Below are 16,172 nucleotides of genomic sequence, written 5' to 3'. Positions count from 1 at the left end.
GACGGGCCGGGGCGGCGGGGCGACGGGCCGGTCATTTGCCGGCCTCCGCCTGGCGCTGCTGGTTCATCTGGAACAGCACGATGGGCACGATCAGGATCAGCAGCAGGATGATCGCCACGGCCGAGGCAACGGGCCAGTCGCGGTTGTTGAAGAATTCCTCCCAGAGCACCTTGCCGATCATCAGCGTGCCCGACCCGCCCAGCAGCGAGGGGATGACGAATTCGCCCAGCGTCGGGATGAAGACCAGGAAACAGCCGGCCACGATGCCGGGCCGCGACAGGGGAATGGTGACCAGCCAAAAGGCCGAACTGCGCGAACAGCCGAGGTCTTCGGCGGCTTCGATCAGGCTGCCGTCCATCTTTTCCAGCGCGGCATAGATCGGCAGGATCATGAAGGGCAGGTAGGTATAGACCACGCCGATATAGACGGCAGTCGAGGTGTTGAGGATGGTCAGCGGCGTGCTGATCAGGCCCAGCCACAGCAGCACCTGGTTCAGGTACCCTTCCTGGCTGAGAATGCCCTGCCAGGCGTAGACGCGGATCAGGAACGACGTCCAGAACGGCAGGATGATCAGCATCATCAGCGTGGGCCGCCAGCTTTCGGGCGCGCGGGCCATGGCATAGGCGATGGGATAGCCGACGAGCAGGGTGATCGTGGTCGAGATCGCGGCGATCTTGAGCGACGACAGGTAGGCTTTCCAATAGAGATCGTCGGTCGTCAGGAAGACGAAATTCTCGAAATCGAGCTGTGACAGGAAGGCGCCGATGCCCTCGTCCCAGGAAAACTGGGGCATGTAGGGCGGCCGCGCCAGGGCCACGTCCGACAACGAGATCTTCAGCACGATAGCGAAAGGGATAAGGAACAGCGCCAGCAGCCAGGCATAGGGAAAGGCGATGAGGAGAAAGCGGCGCATGTCAGTGATCCAGCAGAACGGCGCAGCTTTCGGTCCAGTTCACCCAGACCTCGTCTTCCCAGGTAAAGGCCCGGCGCGTGTCGCGTTCGGTGTTGAAATTCTGCGCCCGGATGATCTGACCATTGGCCAGCTGTACGTGGTAGGTCGAGATATTGCCGAGATAGCCGATGTCGATGACCTTGCCGCGCAGCACGTTGTCATCCGCCGGCTTGTCGCCGTGGATCTCGACCTTTTCGGGCCGGATCGCCAGGTGGCAATCGGCGCCGTCGGCCAGCTCCAGCGTGGATTTCGCGCGCAGCGGCGGCTGACCTTCGGCCCAATGCACCTCATAGGCCCCGCCCAGCCGGGTGGCCTTGCCTTCCAGGATGGTCACATCGCCAAGGAAATCAGCGACATAGCGGGAATTCGGATTTTCGTAGATCTGCGACGGCGTTGCCACCTGCATCAGCTCGCCATCCTTCATGACCGCGATGCGGCTGGCCACGGTCATGGCCTCTTCCTGGTCATGGGTCACGATGACAAAGGTCGTGCCGGTCTTTTCCTGGATGTCCATCAGCTCGAACTGGGTCTCTTCGCGCAGCTTCTTGTCGAGCGCGCCCAGCGGTTCATCCAGCAGCAGCAGCTTGGGCGCCTTGGCCAGCGACCGGGCCAGCGCCACCCGCTGGCGTTGCCCGCCCGAGATCTGGTGCGGCTTGCGCGAGGCGAATTTCTGCAATTGCACCAGCCGCAGCATCTCTTCGACGCGGGCGTGGATCTCGGCCTTGGGCCGGCCCTCGCGCTTGAGGCCAAAGGCGATGTTGTCGCGCACGGTCAGGTGGGGGAACAGCGCGTAGGACTGGAACATCATGTTCACCGCCCGCTTGTTGGGCGGCACCGCCCCGATGTCCTCGCCGGCCAGTTCGATGGTGCCTTCGGTCGGGTCCTCGAACCCGGCCAGCATGCGCATCATCGTGGTCTTGCCACAGCCGGACGGACCCAGCAGGGCAAAGAATTCCCGTTCGTAAATATCAAGCGTCAGGTTGTCGATGGCCGTGAAATTGCCGAACCGCTTGGTCACGTTCTTGAAGCGGATCAGGGGCTTGGCCTCCGGATCGGTCCAGGGCGCAAAGACGGATTGGGTCAAGGGAACTCTCCGGGGGGATGGCAGGGCCGGGGCAGGGATGCCCCGGCCGGGAGGGCTCAGACGCCCGACTTGATCTTGGTCCACAGGCGGGTGACCACCCGCTGCACCTTGGGCTCATAAGGCGTCGTGGTATAGAGATTGTCCAGCGTTGCCTCGTCCGGGTAGATCGCCGGATCGCCGATCACGTCCTCGACCAGGAATTCCTGGGACGCCTCGTTGCCGTTGGCGTAATAGACGTAGTTCGACGCCGCGGCCATGTTCTCGGGGTCCATGATGAAGTTCAGGAAGACATGGGCGCCCTCGGGATTCGGCGCGTCGACCGGAATCGCCATCTGGTCGAACCACATCTGCGAGCCTTCGGCAAAGGCGTTATAGGCGATTTCGACGCCGTTGTCGGCCTCGGCCGCGCGGTCGCGGGCCTGCAGGATGTCACCCGACCAGCCGACGGCCACGCAGATGTCGCCATTGGCCAGCGCGTTGATGTATTCCGAGCTGTGGAACTTCTGGATATAGGGCCGGACGGCCAGCAGGACCTCTTCGGTCTTGGCGATGACATCGGGGTCGTGGCTGTCGGGATCCTCGCCGATGTATTTCAGCGTCATCGGGATCATTTCCGCCGGGGCGTCCAGGAAATGCACGCCGCAATCGGCCAGCTTTTCCATGTTCTCCGGGTTCAGGACCAGCTCCATCGAGCTCAGCGGCGCGTCCTCGCCAAGGATCTCCTTGACCTTGCCAACATTCACGCCGATCCCGGTGGTGCCCCACATGTAGTTGATCGAATAGGCGTTGTCGGGATCATATTGTGCCGTGCGGCTTTCGATCACGTCCCACATGTTGGCCAGGTTGGGCAGCTTGTCCTTGTCGAGCGGCTGGAACGAGCCGGCCGCGATCTGGCGTTGCAGGAAGGTGCCCGTCGGCACGACGACATCATAGCCCGACCCGCCGGCCAGCATCTTGGTTTCCAGCAGCTCGTTGCTGTCGAAGACGTCATAGACAAGGTCCAGCCCGGTTTCGGCTTCGAACTTGGCCAGCAGCTCTTCGTCGATATAGTCGGACCAGTTGTAGACACGGACTTCGTCGGCGCTGGCGGCGGTGGCCAGCGCGGCAACGGCGGTGAGCGTCAGCATGTGCAGTTTCATAGGCGTCTCCCCAAGACGGATCCGGGTTCTGGCCCGGCCTGTCGGTTTTTGATCAAGTTGCGCTTTGTCACGCAGCTTCGGTATGTTTCCATGGCGCAGACGCCTGCGCAAGCGGCGTTGATGGGGAACTGGGCAAGGCCACGGCATGGTGATGAACGAAAAGGCAGCGACGGGCCCGGCAAACGGCCCGACACCGGCGGACCCGCCCGAACATGAACGGGTCTATCGTGCCCTGCGCGACCGGGTGCTGTTCGGCGACCTGCGCCCGGGCCAGCCGGTCACGATCCAGGGCCTGGCCGCCGAGCTGGGCGCCGGCATGACCCCCGTGCGCGAGGCGATCCGGCGGATGACATCCGAAGGCGGGTTGGTCTTTCAGGGCAACCGCCGGGTGTCGGTGCCGGTGCTGGGCCGGTCCGACGTGCAGCAGATCCTGTTCCTGCGCTGCGCCATCGAGCCGGAGCTCACGCGCCGGGCCTGCAAGGCGCTTTCCGCCGATCTGCTGGACGCGCTGCGCGACACCGACGCGGCGCTCGACGGGGCCATCGCGGCCGGCGACATCGCCGGTTACCTGCGCCACAACCACCGCTTTCACGAAACGCTCTATGCCGCCGCTGATGCGCCGATCATGGCCCAGACGGTCGACCGGCTGTGGCTGCAATTCGGGCCGTCCCTGCGCGTGGTCTGCGGCCGCTTCGGCACCCAGAACCTGCCCGACCGTCACCGCGAGATCCTGGCCGCCCTGGACCAGGGCGATGCCGAGGCCGCCGCCGGGGCGATGATGCGCGACGTGACCGACGGCATGACACAGGTGCTCGAGGTCATCGACGAAGGCGCCGAAGAGGCCTGAGACAGGGCCGATTCGGGCGTATCCCGATTGACTCCGCGGAATTTGATCATATTCTGCATCCAACCCCCCGAAACGCTGTTGAAGCCCGGAGTCTGCCCATGCCCGCCATCACCAATCACATGCCCACGTCCGAGCTTCAGGCGCTCGACGCCGCGCATCACATGCATCCCTTCACCCAGGGCTCGGGCCTGGCGGCCAAGGGCGCGCGGGTGATCACCCGGGCCGACGGTGTCTGGCTGACCGACAGCGAAGGCAACCGCATCCTCGACGGCATGGCCGGGCTGTGGTGCGTCAACATCGGCTATGGCCGCGAAGAGCTGGCCGAGGTCGCCGCCCGCCAGATGCGCGAGCTGCCCTATTACAACACCTTCTTCCAGACGACCCACGTGCCGGCCATCGCCCTGGCCCAGAAGATCGCCGAACTGGCTCCGGGTGATCTGAACAACGTGTTCTTCGCCGGTTCGGGCTCCGAAGCCAACGACACCAACATCCGCATGGTCCGCACCTACTGGGCCGAGAAGGGCAAGGCCGACAAGACCGTCATCCTGTCGCGCTGGAACGCCTATCACGGCTCGTCCATGGGCTCCGGCTCGCTGGGCGGCATGGTCGGCATGCACGCCCAGGGCGGCATGCCCATCCCGGGCATCGAACATGTCGGCCAGCCCAACTGGTGGGCCGAAGGCGGTGACATGTCGCCCGAGGATTTCGGGCTGATGCGCGCGCAGGAGCTGGAACAGGCCATCCTGAAGATCGGCGAAGACAAGGTTGCGGCCTTCATCGCCGAGCCGGTGCAGGGTGCCGGCGGGGTCATCGTGCCGCCGGCCACCTATTGGCCGGAAATCCAGCGGATCTGCGACAAGTATGAAATCCTGCTGATCGCCGACGAGGTCATCTGCGGCTTTGGCCGGACGGGCCAGTGGTTCGGCAGCCAGACCATGGACATCCGCCCCGACATCATGACCATCGCCAAGGGTCTGTCGTCGGGCTATCAGCCGATCGGTGGCTCGGTCGTGTCGGACGAGGTGGCCAGCGTCATCGCCGGGACCGAGTTCAACCACGGTTACACCTATTCCGGCCACCCGGTGGCCTCGGCCGTGGCCCTGGAAAACCTGCGCATCCTGGAAGAAGAACACATCGTCGACACCGTGCGCGACCGCACCGGCCCCTACCTGAAGGCCAAGTGGGAAGCCCTGACCGATCACCCGCTGGTCGGCGAGGCCCGGATCGTCGGCATGATGGCCTCGATCGCGATGACCCCCGACAAGGCCAGCCGGGCGCCCTTTGCCGCCGATGCCGGCACGGCCGGGTTCCTCTGCCGCGAGCGCTGCTTTGCCAACAACCTGGTCATGCGCCATGTCGGCGACCGGATGATCATCTCGCCGCCGCTGGTGATTTCCGAGTCCGAGATCGACACGCTGATCGAACGCGCCCGCATCGCGCTGGACGAAACCCTTGTCCAGCTTGAAGAAAAGGGCCTGATGGCCAAGCCGTCCTGACAATGTGCCGCGCGGGTCACCGCGCGGCGCCCCCTATCGGGGCGGGGTGGTCCGTGGCGCGCGGATCAGGCCGGAAAGCCCGGCGCCGGGCGCATGTGGCCGACGTCGAGCCCCCGGCAATTGGTCAGCACCGGCGTCATGTACTTGCGCGTTGCCGGGTGGCCGGCGGGCAGAACGCCCAGGTGCACCAGCACCGCGGCGATGGCACATTCCGCCGCCCGCGTCGCCCCGTCGACGGCCTTGACCGCCACGCCCAGCCCCTTGTCGGGCAGGATTGCCACGAAGACGCCCTCGGCCCCGGTCTTGATCGCCGCCCGGCCGTCCATCGCGCGCATCAGGTCGGTGCAGGCCCGGTCTTCGCCGGCGACCAGCTCGGGATGGGCCATCATCGCCCGGGTCAGCCGCCCGGCCGCGCCGCTCATCGTGTCGCTGCGCTGGCCGGCCGTGGCAAACCAGGCCATCGCCCGGGCCAGACCGCTGATCGTGCAGGCAAAGTTCGGGGCGGAACAGCCGTCGATTCCCCAGGTCTCGCCATCGGCGCCGGTCAGCTCGCAAAACACCTCGCGCACGGCCTGCTGAACCGGGTGGTCGATCTCGACATAATCCGGCCCGGCCTTCAGGTGGCGGTTCAGCGTCAGGAACCCGCTGTGCTTGCCCGAGCAATTGTTGTGGATCTGGCCGGGCGCCTGGTGCGCGCAGATCAGCCGGTCGTGCACGGCCTTGTCCCGGGGCATGTGGGCGCCACAGCGGAAATCGTCTTCGGCCAAGCCCAGCTCGGCCAGCCAGTCGGCGACCAGGTCGATATGGATGTCGGCGCCGCTGTGGCTGGCACAGGACAGGGCCAGGTGGCGCGGGGTCAGCCCGGCGGCATCAGCCGCGCCCGAGGTCATCAGCGGCAGGGCCTGGATCATCTTGCAGGACGAACGCGGCAGGATCATCGCCTCCGGGTCGCCCCAGGCCGCGCGAATCCCGGACAGGTCGGCCACGACAACATGGGCGTCATGGCGGCTTTCCAGCAGGTTGCCACGCCAAATCTCTGCCACGGAATGGGGTTGGGTCATGTTTCGTCCTCACAAGTCCGGCAAAATTCGGCCGATCGCCCTTTCGCGCAGGCGCACATTTGCCATAACATGTGTATGTCGAAAAGCAGCGGGCCGCACCAGTCAGACGGCAGCCAATGCCGCCGTGCGCGCTCTGTCTAAATTGAGGTTAAAACACAGCTGGAGGCTGGTTTGATGAAATTCTCTGCCTTGCCCGCGGCAGCCGGGCTTGCCCTTGCGGTCCTGGCCACGGCCGGCGCGGCGCAGGACATCAGCACCAACCGGGTCGCCGCCAAGACGGATTGGTCCGTCTTCGTCGAGGAAGATCCGAACGAGTGCTGGGGTGTCTCGGCGCCCAAGGAAACGGTCAACACCCGGGATGGGCGCGTGGTCGCCGTGCGGCGCAGCGACATCCTGCTCTTTGTCTTCTACCGTCCGGGCAGCGAGGTGAAGGGCCAGGTGACCTTTACGGGGGGCTATCCCTTTGCCGAGGGCTCGACGGTCAACCTGACGATCGGGGACGACCAGTTCGAATTGTTCACCGAAGGCGAATGGGCCTGGCCGGCGAGCGAATCGGAAGACGCCCAGATCATCACGGCGATGAAACGCGGGGTGTCGGCGGTGTTGTCGGCCCGGTCGTCGCGGGGCACGCGCACCCAGGACACCTTCTCGCTGCTGGGCTTCACGGCAGCGGTCGAAGACGCACAGAAACGCTGCGGCGGCTGAGCCGCCCGGCGCTATCGGTCGGACCGACCGGTTGGTAACATGAACGGCGTCCGGCCCTGCAAGGCCGGGCGCCGTTCCGTTTGCCACGATCGCGAGTGCCCCATGACCGACAAGCGCCTGACCTTCTGGTTCGATTTCGCCTCGACCTATTCCTATCTCTCGGCCCACCGGATCGAGGCCGCGGCCCTGGCCCACGATGTCGCGGTGACCTGGCGGCCGATGCTGCTGGGTCCGATCTTCAAGGCCCAGGGCTGGGAGAGTTCGCCGTTCAACCTCTACCCGCTCAAGGGCGCCTACATGTGGCGCGACATGGAGCGGCGCTGTGCCGAGGCCGGGTTGCGGCTGGTCCGGCCCGATCCCTTCCCGCAGAATTCGTTGATGGCCGCGCGGGTGGCCCTGGCCGCGCTGGAAGACGACCGGGGGCCGGCCTTTTGCAAGGCGGTGTTCGCCGCGGCCTTTTCCGACGGGCGCGACATATCCGATCCGGCGACGCTGCGGCTGGCACTGGAGCGGGCGGGGCTGGACCCGGCGCTGGTCGACCGGGCGCAGGACCCGGCGATCAAGCAGAAGCTCATCGGCCAGGGCGAAGAGGTCGCCGGGCTGGGGCTGTTCGGAGCGCCCAGCTTTACCGTGGGCGACGAGCTGTTCTGGGGCGACGACCGGCTGGACCAGGCGATGGACTGGGCGGCGCGGATGTGACGTTGTGTCCTTGATGTGAGACAATGTCTTATTTTTGAGACACACCTCCACCAGCGAGCCACGCGCAATGGAGGGGGCCGGCAGAGGGTAGAATCACCGGCTTTCGGCCCAACCGGCGCGAGGTCGCATCACACCCCACCGCCCGGCGAGCGGCCCTCTTGCACGCCACCAACCCGCCCGGCGCGACATCGTAGGGTGGGTCATTGACCCACCGCCCCGGCCTGGCCCGTCGCGGCAGGCGGTGGGTTGAAACCCACCCTACGCCGTGCGCCGGGCGGCCAGGGGCGCGCGGAACGAAACGGCGAAACGGGTTGCCAAGACTCCCGAAACACCGCGGCAAGACGCCGGAACACCACCGGAAAGCCGTCAGGAACACACCGGGATGTGGCAAAACCGCCGGTACGCGGCGGAATTCACCATGATTTCCCTTTGGATCGGGCAGAACTTTCCTATATGAAGCCGCATCCCTCCCAGAGTCCCCAGACCCCCAGGTAGCCCGCCATGGAAGCCACAGCGCCGATCACGCAGGACGTCATGACCATCCCCCGGAAAACGCCGGAGGGACCTGCGAACCTTGTCGGCCTGACCCGGGCCCAGATGCGCGACGCGCTGATCGCGGCGGGCACGCCCGAGAAACAGGCCAAGATGCGCACCGGCCAGATCTGGCAATGGATCTACCAATGGGGCGTGCGCGACTTTGCCGAGATGACCAACCTGGCCAAGCCCTACCGCGCCATGCTGGCCGAGAATTTCACCATCGAGATCCCCGAAGTCGTGTCGAAACAGGTGTCGACCGACGGCACGCGCAAATACCTGGTGCGCATCGCCGGCGGGCACGAGGTCGAGGTGGTCTATATCCCCGAGGAAGACCGGGGCACGCTGTGCATCTCGTCGCAGGTCGGCTGCACGCTGACCTGTTCCTTCTGCCACACCGGCACGCAGAAGCTGGTGCGCAACCTGACGGCCTCGGAAATCGTCGGCCAGATCATGATGGCCCGCGACGACCTGGGCGAATGGCCCGAACGCGGCGCGCCCAAGGACGAAACCCGGCTGCTGTCGAACATCGTGCTGATGGGCATGGGTGAACCGCTCTACAATTTCGACAACGTGCGCGACGCGATGAAGATCGCCATGGACCCCGAAGGCATTTCGCTGTCGCGCCGGCGGATCACGCTGTCGACTTCGGGCGTGGTGCCCGAAATCGCGCGGACGGCCGACGAGATCGGCTGCCAACTGGCGATTTCCTTCCATGCCACGACGGACGAAACGCGCAACGTGCTGGTGCCGATCAACAAGCGCTGGAACATCGACGAGCTGTGCCGCGCGCTGGCGACCTATCCCAAGGCGTCCAATTCCGAGCGGATCACCTTCGAATACGTGATGCTGCAGGGCATCAACGACACCGATGACGACGCCCGCCGGCTGATCCAGCTGATCAAGGACCACAAGATCCCGGCCAAGATCAACCTGATTCCGTTCAACGAATGGCCGGGCGCGCCCTACAAGCGGTCGTCGAACAACCGCATCCGGGCCTTTGCCGACATCATCTACAAGGCCGGTTATGCCTCGCCGATCCGCACGCCGAGGGGCGAGGATATCATGGCGGCCTGTGGCCAGCTGAAATCGGCCACCGAACGGGCCCGCAAGTCGCGCCGCCAGATCGAGGCCGAAGCCGGGCTGGGCTGAACGCCCGCCCCGATCAGCCCTGCGTTGCCCGGGCCCGCCCGGGGCGCTTGCCCTGGCCGGGGCGTTGCTCGGGACCATTCCCCATGCCATTGCCCTTGCCCGGCCCCTTGCGGCGCGGGGCCACGGCATTGGCCGGCTGGTCCGGCGTTTCGATGAAATCCGCCAGCATCGGGGCCAGCGCATCGCGGTCGACCTTGTCCGGCGCGGCGCTGGCCAGGTGATCCAGGATCGCCCGGGCATCATCGGCCGTGATGCGGAACCGCGCCTTGTCGCGCCCGCCCCAATCCATGTCCAGCCCGGTGTCGCGGACCAGCTGTGCGCGGTCCTGTTCCACCCTTTCGCGATAGGCGGCCACGGCAGCGGCGGAAAACGGAAAGCTCTCGCCCTGCCACGGCCGGCGCGCCCGGTCGGCGCGGATGGCCTCGCGCAGCCTGTCGCGTTCCGGCCCGTCGAGTTTCAGCCGGTTGGCCAGCAGGTAGATCAGCAGCCCGTAGCCGTTCATCGACGCATTCCGCGTCTGGGTTTCCATCGCGGGCGCCGGGTGGCCGATCAGGTCGAAGAACCGCTGCACCAGCGTGGCGGACGGGTGGTAGCCGAGGAAATGCACGGGCAGGCCCAGGGCCGACCATTGCCGCACCAGCGGGCTGAGCAGGACATGCCCGCCGGCCTTTGCCAGGTAATCGTCGGGGTCGCGCGTCTCGCCTTCGACCGGGTCCTTGACCGATTGGTTATAGGCCGAGGCCGCCCGTTCCAGCGGATGGCGCAGGGTGACGATCAGCTCGACCCGGTCGAACCCGCCGGGCAGGCCGGCGCGCAGCGCATCGGCAAATCCCGCGGCCTGGCCGGCCAGGATGGCCTCGCTGCTGATCAGCAGATCGCCCGACCACGCGCCCAGTTCGCGGGCCAGGGCCTGCAGCTGGTCGGCAAAGGGCGGAATGTCGACCGGCCCGCGCCGGCTGCGCCCGGCCTGGGCCCAGGCCAGCAGGTGATGCGCCCCGTCGGGCCATTGCCCGGTCTGCGGATAGATCAATCCGGGTTGCGACAGGTTGCGCAGCTGGTCCTGGATCGCGCTGGTCCCGGTCTTGGACGGCCCGCAATGCAGGATCAGCCGGCGGGGCGCCCGGCTTTCGGTGTCGGTCATGTTCCGGGCCTCAGGACGATGGGTCGCCGCGCCCGGGCAGGCGCGAGCGCATGGCCTGGGGCGTCCAGGTCTCGATGATCTCGACGGCCTCGTCGGCGGTGTCGACAAAGCGGAACAATTCGAGGTCCTCGTCGGAAATCGTGCCGCTGTCGGCCAGGGCCTGCCAGTTGACGACCTCTTCCCAGAACGCCTTGCCGAACAGCAGGAAGGGCACCTGGGCCATGCGCCCGGTCTGGATCAGGGTCAGCGCCTCGAACATCTCGTCCATCGTGCCGAACCCGCCCGGAAAGACGCAGATCGCCCGGGCGCGCATCAGGAAATGCATCTTGCGGATGGCGAAGTAATGAAAGTTGAAGCTGAGCTCGGGCGTGACATGGGCGTTGGGCGCCTGTTCGTGGGGCAGCACGATGGACAGGCCGATGCTCATGCCCCCGGCGTCCTCGGCGCCGCGGTTGCCCGCCTCCATCACGCCCGGCCCGCCGCCGGTGCAGATGATGTTGTCATGGCCCCCGGCGGCCAGCGATTTCTCGGTCATGATCCGGGCAAACCGGCGGGCCTCGTCGTAGAAGGACGACAGCTCGGCCAGGCGCGGGGTCCGCGCCGTCTCGCGGGCTTCGGGCGCGGGGATGCGGGCGCCGCCGAACAGCACGATGGTCGAATCGATGCCCTTTTCGTCAAGCATCAGCTCGGGCTTGAGCAGTTCCAGCTGAAGTCGCACCGGACGCAGCTCTTCGCGGCAGAGGAAATCGTTGTCGGCAAAGGCCAGGCGATAGGCCGGCGAGGCCGATTGCGGGGTCAGCGGAACGTCGGACGCGGTGTGGATGTCCTCGCGCGCGTCGCGCAGGCTGGAATGGCGGTCGTCTTTCATCCTGTCCGTCTCTTGTCCGTCTGGAAACCTGTGGCCCGGGCCGGACGTGGCGCCGGGGGTCCAGTACATTGCGAACCATTGCCCGGGTCAAGGGCCGGTAACGCGCGCGGTGAACGCCCGGGCCCGGACCGGGCGCGGCGGCCCGAAAATCGCGCCCTTTCCCCCGGCCGGGCGGGGGACGGCCCGGCCCGCGACCCCGTTTCGCGTTGTCTGATCGGCTGCCCGCGGCTATAGCGCCAGACAGACCTGACCAGAAGGGAAGCCGATCCATGTCCAACGCCAAGCTCGAAGCCGCAATCGAAGCCGCCTGGGCGGCCCGCGATACCGTCACCCCCGCCACCACGGGCGAACATCGCGATGCGATCGAAACCACGCTGGCGGCCCTGGACGGCGGCACCCTGCGCGTGGCCGAGAAACAGGACGACGGGTCCTGGCACGTCAACCAATGGGCCAAGAAGGCCGTGCTGCTGGGCTTCCGCATCAAGGACATGGAACTGCAATCCGGCGGCCCGCAGGGCTCCGGCTGGTGGGACAAGGTCGACAGCAAGTTCATGGGCTGGGGCGACGCCCAGTGGAAAGAGGCCGGCTTTCGTGCCGTGCCCAACTGCGTCGTGCGCAAATCGGCCTATATCGCCCCGGGCGTGGTGCTGATGCCGTCCTTCGTCAACCTCGGCGCCTATGTCGACGAAGGCACGATGGTCGACACCTGGGCCACGGTGGGGTCCTGCGCCCAGATCGGCAAGAACGTGCACCTGTCGGGGGGCGTGGGGATCGGCGGCGTGCTGGAACCGATGCAGGCCGGCCCGACGATCATCGAGGACAATTGCTTCATCGGCGCCCGGTCCGAGGTCGTCGAAGGCGTGATCGTGCGCGAAGGCTCGGTGCTGGGCATGGGTGTCTACATCGGCCAGTCGACCAAGATCGTCGACCGCGCCACCGGCGAGGTCACCTATGGCGAGGTCCCGCCCTATTCGGTCGTGGTTTCCGGTACCCTTCCGTCGACCGGCGGTGTTAACCTCTATTGCGCGGTCATCGTGAAACGGGTCGACGAAAAGACCCGCTCCAAGACCGGCATCAACGAGCTGCTGAGGGACTGATCATGCAGGGACTGGGATGGCTGGCGGCGGTTTTCGTCGGCGGGCTGGCGGGCTGGATTGCCAGCATCATCATGAAGGCCGATACCGGGATCTTCATGAATATCCTCCTCGGCATCGTCGGGGCCATCCTGGCCAATTTCCTGCTCGGCCTGCTGGGCATCTTCGCCGCGTCCACCTGGATCGCCCAGGGCGCGGTGGGCATCCTTGGCGCGGTCATCCTGATCGCCCTGGCCCGCGCGATGCGGCGCTGATCCCATGGCCCGTTCCGACAAGCACCAGGTCTACACCCTTCTCGTCCAGCTCGGCCGCAAGGAGGGCGACGGCCTGCCCGCCGGGGCCACCGGCGCCGGGCTGGTCTGTTATGCCTCCGGCGTCGACGAGGCCGAGGCCGTGCGCGAGACCGTCGCGATCCTGAAACAGGCCGACACCGCCCCGCTCGACGTCACCGGCTACGGCACCCTGGCCGAACGCGAGGCCCAGGGCCACGAGATCGACGACGAGGAACGCGCGCTGATGACCCGCGCGCTCGAGGAAAACGCCGTGATCGTCGCCCAGATGACCCCCTTCTTCGGGGACGAACAGCTCGACGCGCCCGGCGCCGGCCAGACCGAACACTAGGGACGGCGCGCCGCCCTGCTGCTTCTTTCTCTTTGAAAATATCCGGCCGGGCGCCGGCCGTCCCGCGGCCCGCCCGGGCAGGGGCGCTCAGGCCGCCCGGGTCTCGGCCAGCACCACCGCCTCGAAGGGCGGCAGCACCCGGTGGACCGGCCGGGCATGTTCGGGCAGGCGCGACCGGTCACAGCCGGCCAGCAGGCTGGCCTCCAGCCGCTCGGGCCGGCGCCGGATACGCCCGATGTAAAGGCTTTCGACACAGGTGCCCGCGGCCACCAGCGCCTCGTTGCCCGGCATCAGCAGCTGCACGTAACGCACCAGCGGTCCGCTTTCGACAGGCAGCGCCGCGGCGGCCGATTTCGCCCCGGTCAGATGGGTCGCCGGCACCAGGACAGCCTCGGTGCCGAACATGTATTCCACCACCGATCCGCGCAGCACGACCCGCTGGAACGCGGCCATCTCGATATCCGAGGTCAGGTCGAAATAGGGCGCCTTGAGCCGCAGCGGCCGGAAACTGCCCGCCGCCGGCACCACCCGTTCGATGCGTTGCAGCACCGGCAGGTCCTGGCCATTGGCACAGCGCACCAGGTCGCCCCGCCGCAGCCGTCCCGCCGCCCGGTAGCCCTCGGGCGTGGCGACCGGCGTCATCGGCGCCAGCGAGGGCATCGGACCGACCGGCTCGATCGAGGTCGACACCGCGACGAACAGCACCTCGGGCGCCATTCGCGCGCCCCCGGCCTGGCCGATCAGTGCCCGGATGTCGGACAGCGGCAGCGGCTTGGGCTGGTGCACGTCGACCATGTGCACGACATTGTCTTCGGGCCGTTCCAGCGCCAGCCGCCCGCGCCGGGCCGGGGCATCCCAGGAATAGGTCACCCGCAGGATGTCGGTGCGCCCGGTCTCGGTCGCGTTGATCGACCCGTGCAGCATCTCGCCGTCCTGGTCGAGCACAAAGACCAGCCCGCCGCCGGGCAGAGCCTGCAGCGACAGGTGCAGCGGAATCCGCCCGCCCCGGTCATAGGTCAGCAACCCGCGCGGCCGGTTGATCGGCGGCAGCCGGGTTTCGATCATCAGCGTGCCCCGGGGCAGGATGGCATCCGGCCCGGTGGCAATCATGTCCGGCGCATCGGGCGCCGCGCCCAGTCCTTTGGGGTCGAAATGCGACCCGTTGGGGTCGGACAGGGCAATCCACATCTGGCTACGCGGCCTCCGTGCTGGATGCGGCCTTCAGCAGGCGCGCCTCATAGGATTTCAGGGTCCGCCGCGCCGCCGGCCCATAGCCGGCGCCGGTCGCGGGATCGAGTTCGGGAAACAGGCCCAGGATCTCTTCGGTCACCGGCCCGTCCAGCGCCCCGGCCGCCTCGGGCCCGGGCAGGAAGCTTTCGGTCTCCAGCCCTTCGGACACCAGGATCTGGTGGCGGTCGAACATGACATGCACATAGGTCACCTCGCCCCCGGGCACCCGGCGGATGGTCCGGTCATTGACCAGGTGCTTGGCCGCGACCAGAACCTCGGGCTCGCCGAAGAGCAGCTCGGCCAGCCCGTCGCGCAGCATCACCCGGTGCTGGGGCGAAAGCACCAGTGGCCCGTGATCGCCAAGCGCGCCGGCGGCGATATGCACCGGGGCCATGTTGCCATTGGCCGCCACCCGCCGCTGGCCGGTCCAGCGCACCGGCTGGGGGCCGTCGTCGCGGGTCATCACCAGGTCGCCGGGCTGCAGCTCCTCGACCGGCCGCACCCCGCCCGGCACGGCGATCATCGTGCCGGCCGCGAAACAGGGGAAGGCGCTGACCGACACGAAGCCCGTGTCGCTGTCGGTGCCATCCGACATGGTATAGTTGAAATTGTAATCCTCGGTGTCGCCATTGCCGATGACCGTGATCGTCCCGTCATCGTTCAGCCGCACCGTCTGGCCGGTGTTCAACAGCACCTCGCTGCCGGCCACGACGGCCACGTCGTTGATATGGGTGATCTCCAGCGTCGCGCCCGATGCGGCCTGGTCGTTGGCCAGCACGTCCAGGGTCTTTTCGCCGTTGGGATACATCGTCAGGCTGTCGTCGACGGCCACCATGTCGCCCTGGATCGATTCGCTGGCGATCAGCAGGTTGGAATCGTAATTCGCGTCGGCCACGTCGGCGACACCGATGACCAGCGTGTTGTCGCCCGTCGTGTCGACCGGAAAGGTCAGGGTCAGCGTGACCGTAAACCCGTCCATCTCGGTGTTGTAGGCGCCATCGGAATTGTCGACGTAGAGGTTTTCGTTGCTGCCCGAATTGACGTTGCCCGGATCGGCATCGCCGTTGCCGATGGTCATGTCCACGGCTTCGCCGTTGATCCAGACCTGCACGAAATCCTGGTAAACCGAATCCTGGTACTCGGGGTATTCCTCGGAGGAAAAGACGAATTTCATCGTCATGACCGGCGTGTCGGACTGGAACACGACGCTCAGATAGGACGCGTCATAGGTGTTCGACCCGAACAGCGGGTCGTTGTCCGGCCCGTTGGTATTGGTCGAGGTCTGCGCCGACTGGTTGGCCTCGCCGCTGGAATTAGTGAAGCTTGTCGCGTTGCCCGTCGACAGGATCACCCCGCTGTCGGACGGCACCACGCCCGGCGACGTGGTTTCGCCGTCGTAATAGATGCCCGAGGAATTGGGATCCCCGGTATAGCTGGCCGACAGGATCTGGACATTGGGCCCAAAGATCTCGGCGGCCATTTCCTCGGCCGATGCGGATGTGTTGATGTCCAGCTCTGATGCCGCGACCATGTCTTCCTCGCCTCTTGT

General features: G+C 66.6%; 16 protein-coding genes. 8 read left to right on the top strand and 8 right to left on the bottom strand.

Features of this window, described 5'->3' with window-relative positions; translation table 11 throughout:
• Positions 1–31: 31 nt before the first annotated feature.
• The 3 genes from ACK3BB_RS02750 to ACK3BB_RS02740 are packed head-to-tail and all read right to left on the bottom strand — an operon-like array spanning position 32 to position 3,175.
• Complete coding sequence (locus ACK3BB_RS02750) at positions 32–913, bottom strand: ABC transporter permease subunit (protein WP_428927203.1); 882 nt, start codon at positions 911–913, stop codon at positions 32–34.
• Between the two features lies 1 nt (position 914).
• Positions 915–2,036, bottom strand: coding sequence for an ABC transporter ATP-binding protein (locus ACK3BB_RS02745; protein ID WP_428927202.1), 1,122 nt, complete (start codon positions 2,034–2,036; stop codon positions 915–917).
• Between the two features lie 56 nt (positions 2,037–2,092).
• Positions 2,093–3,175 carry a polyamine ABC transporter substrate-binding protein gene (locus ACK3BB_RS02740; protein WP_428927201.1) on the bottom strand — a complete coding sequence of 361 codons (1,083 nt, stop codon included), beginning with the start codon at positions 3,173–3,175 and terminating at the stop codon, positions 2,093–2,095.
• A gap of 151 nt (positions 3,176–3,326) precedes the next feature.
• On the opposite strand from ACK3BB_RS02740, the gene ACK3BB_RS02735 reads away from it, so the two are divergent.
• Together ACK3BB_RS02735 and ACK3BB_RS02730 are read left to right on the top strand one after the other, a co-directional pair.
• Positions 3,327–4,022, top strand: coding sequence for a GntR family transcriptional regulator (locus ACK3BB_RS02735; protein ID WP_428927200.1), 696 nt, complete (start codon positions 3,327–3,329; stop codon positions 4,020–4,022).
• Between the two features lie 98 nt (positions 4,023–4,120).
• On the top strand, positions 4,121–5,518 hold the full coding sequence (locus ACK3BB_RS02730) for an aspartate aminotransferase family protein (RefSeq protein ID WP_428927199.1): 1,398 nt from the start codon (positions 4,121–4,123) through the stop codon (positions 5,516–5,518).
• A gap of 65 nt (positions 5,519–5,583) precedes the next feature.
• Here the strand turns inward: ACK3BB_RS02730 and ACK3BB_RS02725 are convergent, their stop codons facing one another.
• Positions 5,584–6,579 (bottom strand): asparaginase, encoded by a 996-nt coding sequence (locus ACK3BB_RS02725; RefSeq protein WP_428927198.1) that lies wholly within the window; start codon positions 6,577–6,579, stop codon positions 5,584–5,586.
• A gap of 174 nt (positions 6,580–6,753) precedes the next feature.
• On the opposite strand from ACK3BB_RS02725, the gene ACK3BB_RS02720 reads away from it, so the two are divergent.
• The 3 genes from ACK3BB_RS02720 to rlmN all read left to right on the top strand — a co-directional run bounded on the left by ACK3BB_RS02720 (position 6,754) and on the right by rlmN (position 9,669).
• Positions 6,754–7,284 (top strand): invasion associated locus B family protein, encoded by a 531-nt coding sequence (locus ACK3BB_RS02720; protein ID WP_428927197.1) that lies wholly within the window; start codon positions 6,754–6,756, stop codon positions 7,282–7,284.
• A gap of 102 nt (positions 7,285–7,386) precedes the next feature.
• The gene (locus ACK3BB_RS02715; protein WP_428927196.1) at positions 7,387–7,983 is read left to right on the top strand and encodes a 2-hydroxychromene-2-carboxylate isomerase; all 597 of its coding nucleotides are present in this window, start codon (positions 7,387–7,389) and stop codon (positions 7,981–7,983) included.
• A 501-nt stretch (positions 7,984–8,484) separates the two neighbouring features.
• Positions 8,485–9,669, top strand: a complete 1,185-nt coding sequence (gene rlmN, locus ACK3BB_RS02710; RefSeq protein WP_428927195.1) for a 23S rRNA (adenine(2503)-C(2))-methyltransferase RlmN — start codon at positions 8,485–8,487, stop codon at positions 9,667–9,669.
• Between the two features lie 13 nt (positions 9,670–9,682).
• On the opposite strand, the gene ACK3BB_RS02705 is transcribed toward rlmN, so the two are convergent.
• Together ACK3BB_RS02705 and ACK3BB_RS02700 are read right to left on the bottom strand one after the other, a co-directional pair.
• Positions 9,683–10,810, bottom strand: a complete 1,128-nt coding sequence (locus ACK3BB_RS02705) for a hypothetical protein (protein ID WP_428927194.1) — start codon at positions 10,808–10,810, stop codon at positions 9,683–9,685.
• A 10-nt stretch (positions 10,811–10,820) separates the two neighbouring features.
• Positions 10,821–11,678: a TIGR00730 family Rossman fold protein gene (locus ACK3BB_RS02700; protein ID WP_428927193.1), complete on the bottom strand. Its 858-nt coding sequence runs from the start codon at positions 11,676–11,678 to the stop codon at positions 10,821–10,823.
• A 269-nt stretch (positions 11,679–11,947) separates the two neighbouring features.
• Between ACK3BB_RS02700 and dapD the strand changes: the two genes are divergently transcribed.
• The 3 genes from dapD to ACK3BB_RS02685 are packed head-to-tail and all read left to right on the top strand — an operon-like array spanning position 11,948 to position 13,393.
• Positions 11,948–12,775: a 2,3,4,5-tetrahydropyridine-2,6-dicarboxylate N-succinyltransferase gene (gene dapD / locus ACK3BB_RS02695; protein ID WP_428927192.1), complete on the top strand. Its 828-nt coding sequence runs from the start codon at positions 11,948–11,950 to the stop codon at positions 12,773–12,775.
• Between the two features lie 2 nt (positions 12,776–12,777).
• Positions 12,778–13,026 carry a GlsB/YeaQ/YmgE family stress response membrane protein gene (locus tag ACK3BB_RS02690; protein WP_428927191.1) on the top strand — a complete coding sequence of 83 codons (249 nt, stop codon included), beginning with the start codon at positions 12,778–12,780 and terminating at the stop codon, positions 13,024–13,026.
• A gap of 4 nt (positions 13,027–13,030) precedes the next feature.
• Positions 13,031–13,393 (top strand): hypothetical protein, encoded by a 363-nt coding sequence (locus ACK3BB_RS02685; protein ID WP_428927190.1) that lies wholly within the window; start codon positions 13,031–13,033, stop codon positions 13,391–13,393.
• An 87-nt stretch (positions 13,394–13,480) separates the two neighbouring features.
• Here the strand turns inward: ACK3BB_RS02685 and ACK3BB_RS02680 are convergent, their stop codons facing one another.
• Positions 13,481–14,581, bottom strand: coding sequence for a Hint domain-containing protein (locus ACK3BB_RS02680; protein WP_428927189.1), 1,101 nt, complete (start codon positions 14,579–14,581; stop codon positions 13,481–13,483).
• A 4-nt stretch (positions 14,582–14,585) separates the two neighbouring features.
• On the bottom strand, positions 14,586–16,154 hold the full coding sequence (locus ACK3BB_RS02675) for a Hint domain-containing protein (protein ID WP_428927188.1): 1,569 nt from the start codon (positions 16,152–16,154) through the stop codon (positions 14,586–14,588).
• Positions 16,155–16,172: the final 18 nt, after the last annotated feature.

Origin of the sequence: Marinibacterium sp. SX1 (assembly GCF_050389775.1) — a bacterium.
Classification (GTDB): Bacteria; Pseudomonadota; Alphaproteobacteria; order Rhodobacterales; family Rhodobacteraceae; genus Marinibacterium.
This window is presented reverse-complemented; position numbering and strand designations above follow the sequence as displayed.

Coding starts and splice junctions, on each gene's coding strand:
- rlmN (WP_428927195.1), top strand. CDS start 8,485: ATGGAAGCCACAGCGCCGATCACGCAGGACGTCATGACCATCCCCCGG.
- ACK3BB_RS02700 (WP_428927193.1), bottom strand. CDS start 11,678: ATGAAAGACGACCGCCATTCCAGCCTGCGCGACGCGCGCGAGGACATC.
- ACK3BB_RS02740 (WP_428927201.1), bottom strand. CDS start 3,175: ATGAAACTGCACATGCTGACGCTCACCGCCGTTGCCGCGCTGGCCACC.
- ACK3BB_RS02705 (WP_428927194.1), bottom strand. CDS start 10,810: ATGACCGACACCGAAAGCCGGGCGCCCCGCCGGCTGATCCTGCATTGC.
- ACK3BB_RS02735 (WP_428927200.1), top strand. CDS start 3,327: ATGAACGAAAAGGCAGCGACGGGCCCGGCAAACGGCCCGACACCGGCG.
- ACK3BB_RS02750 (WP_428927203.1), bottom strand. CDS start 913: ATGCGCCGCTTTCTCCTCATCGCCTTTCCCTATGCCTGGCTGCTGGCG.
- ACK3BB_RS02725 (WP_428927198.1), bottom strand. CDS start 6,579: ATGACCCAACCCCATTCCGTGGCAGAGATTTGGCGTGGCAACCTGCTG.
- ACK3BB_RS02690 (WP_428927191.1), top strand. CDS start 12,778: ATGCAGGGACTGGGATGGCTGGCGGCGGTTTTCGTCGGCGGGCTGGCG.
- ACK3BB_RS02680 (WP_428927189.1), bottom strand. CDS start 14,581: ATGTGGATTGCCCTGTCCGACCCCAACGGGTCGCATTTCGACCCCAAA.
- ACK3BB_RS02730 (WP_428927199.1), top strand. CDS start 4,121: ATGCCCGCCATCACCAATCACATGCCCACGTCCGAGCTTCAGGCGCTC.
- ACK3BB_RS02715 (WP_428927196.1), top strand. CDS start 7,387: ATGACCGACAAGCGCCTGACCTTCTGGTTCGATTTCGCCTCGACCTAT.
- ACK3BB_RS02720 (WP_428927197.1), top strand. CDS start 6,754: ATGAAATTCTCTGCCTTGCCCGCGGCAGCCGGGCTTGCCCTTGCGGTC.
- dapD (WP_428927192.1), top strand. CDS start 11,948: ATGTCCAACGCCAAGCTCGAAGCCGCAATCGAAGCCGCCTGGGCGGCC.
- ACK3BB_RS02685 (WP_428927190.1), top strand. CDS start 13,031: ATGGCCCGTTCCGACAAGCACCAGGTCTACACCCTTCTCGTCCAGCTC.
- ACK3BB_RS02675 (WP_428927188.1), bottom strand. CDS start 16,154: ATGGTCGCGGCATCAGAGCTGGACATCAACACATCCGCATCGGCCGAG.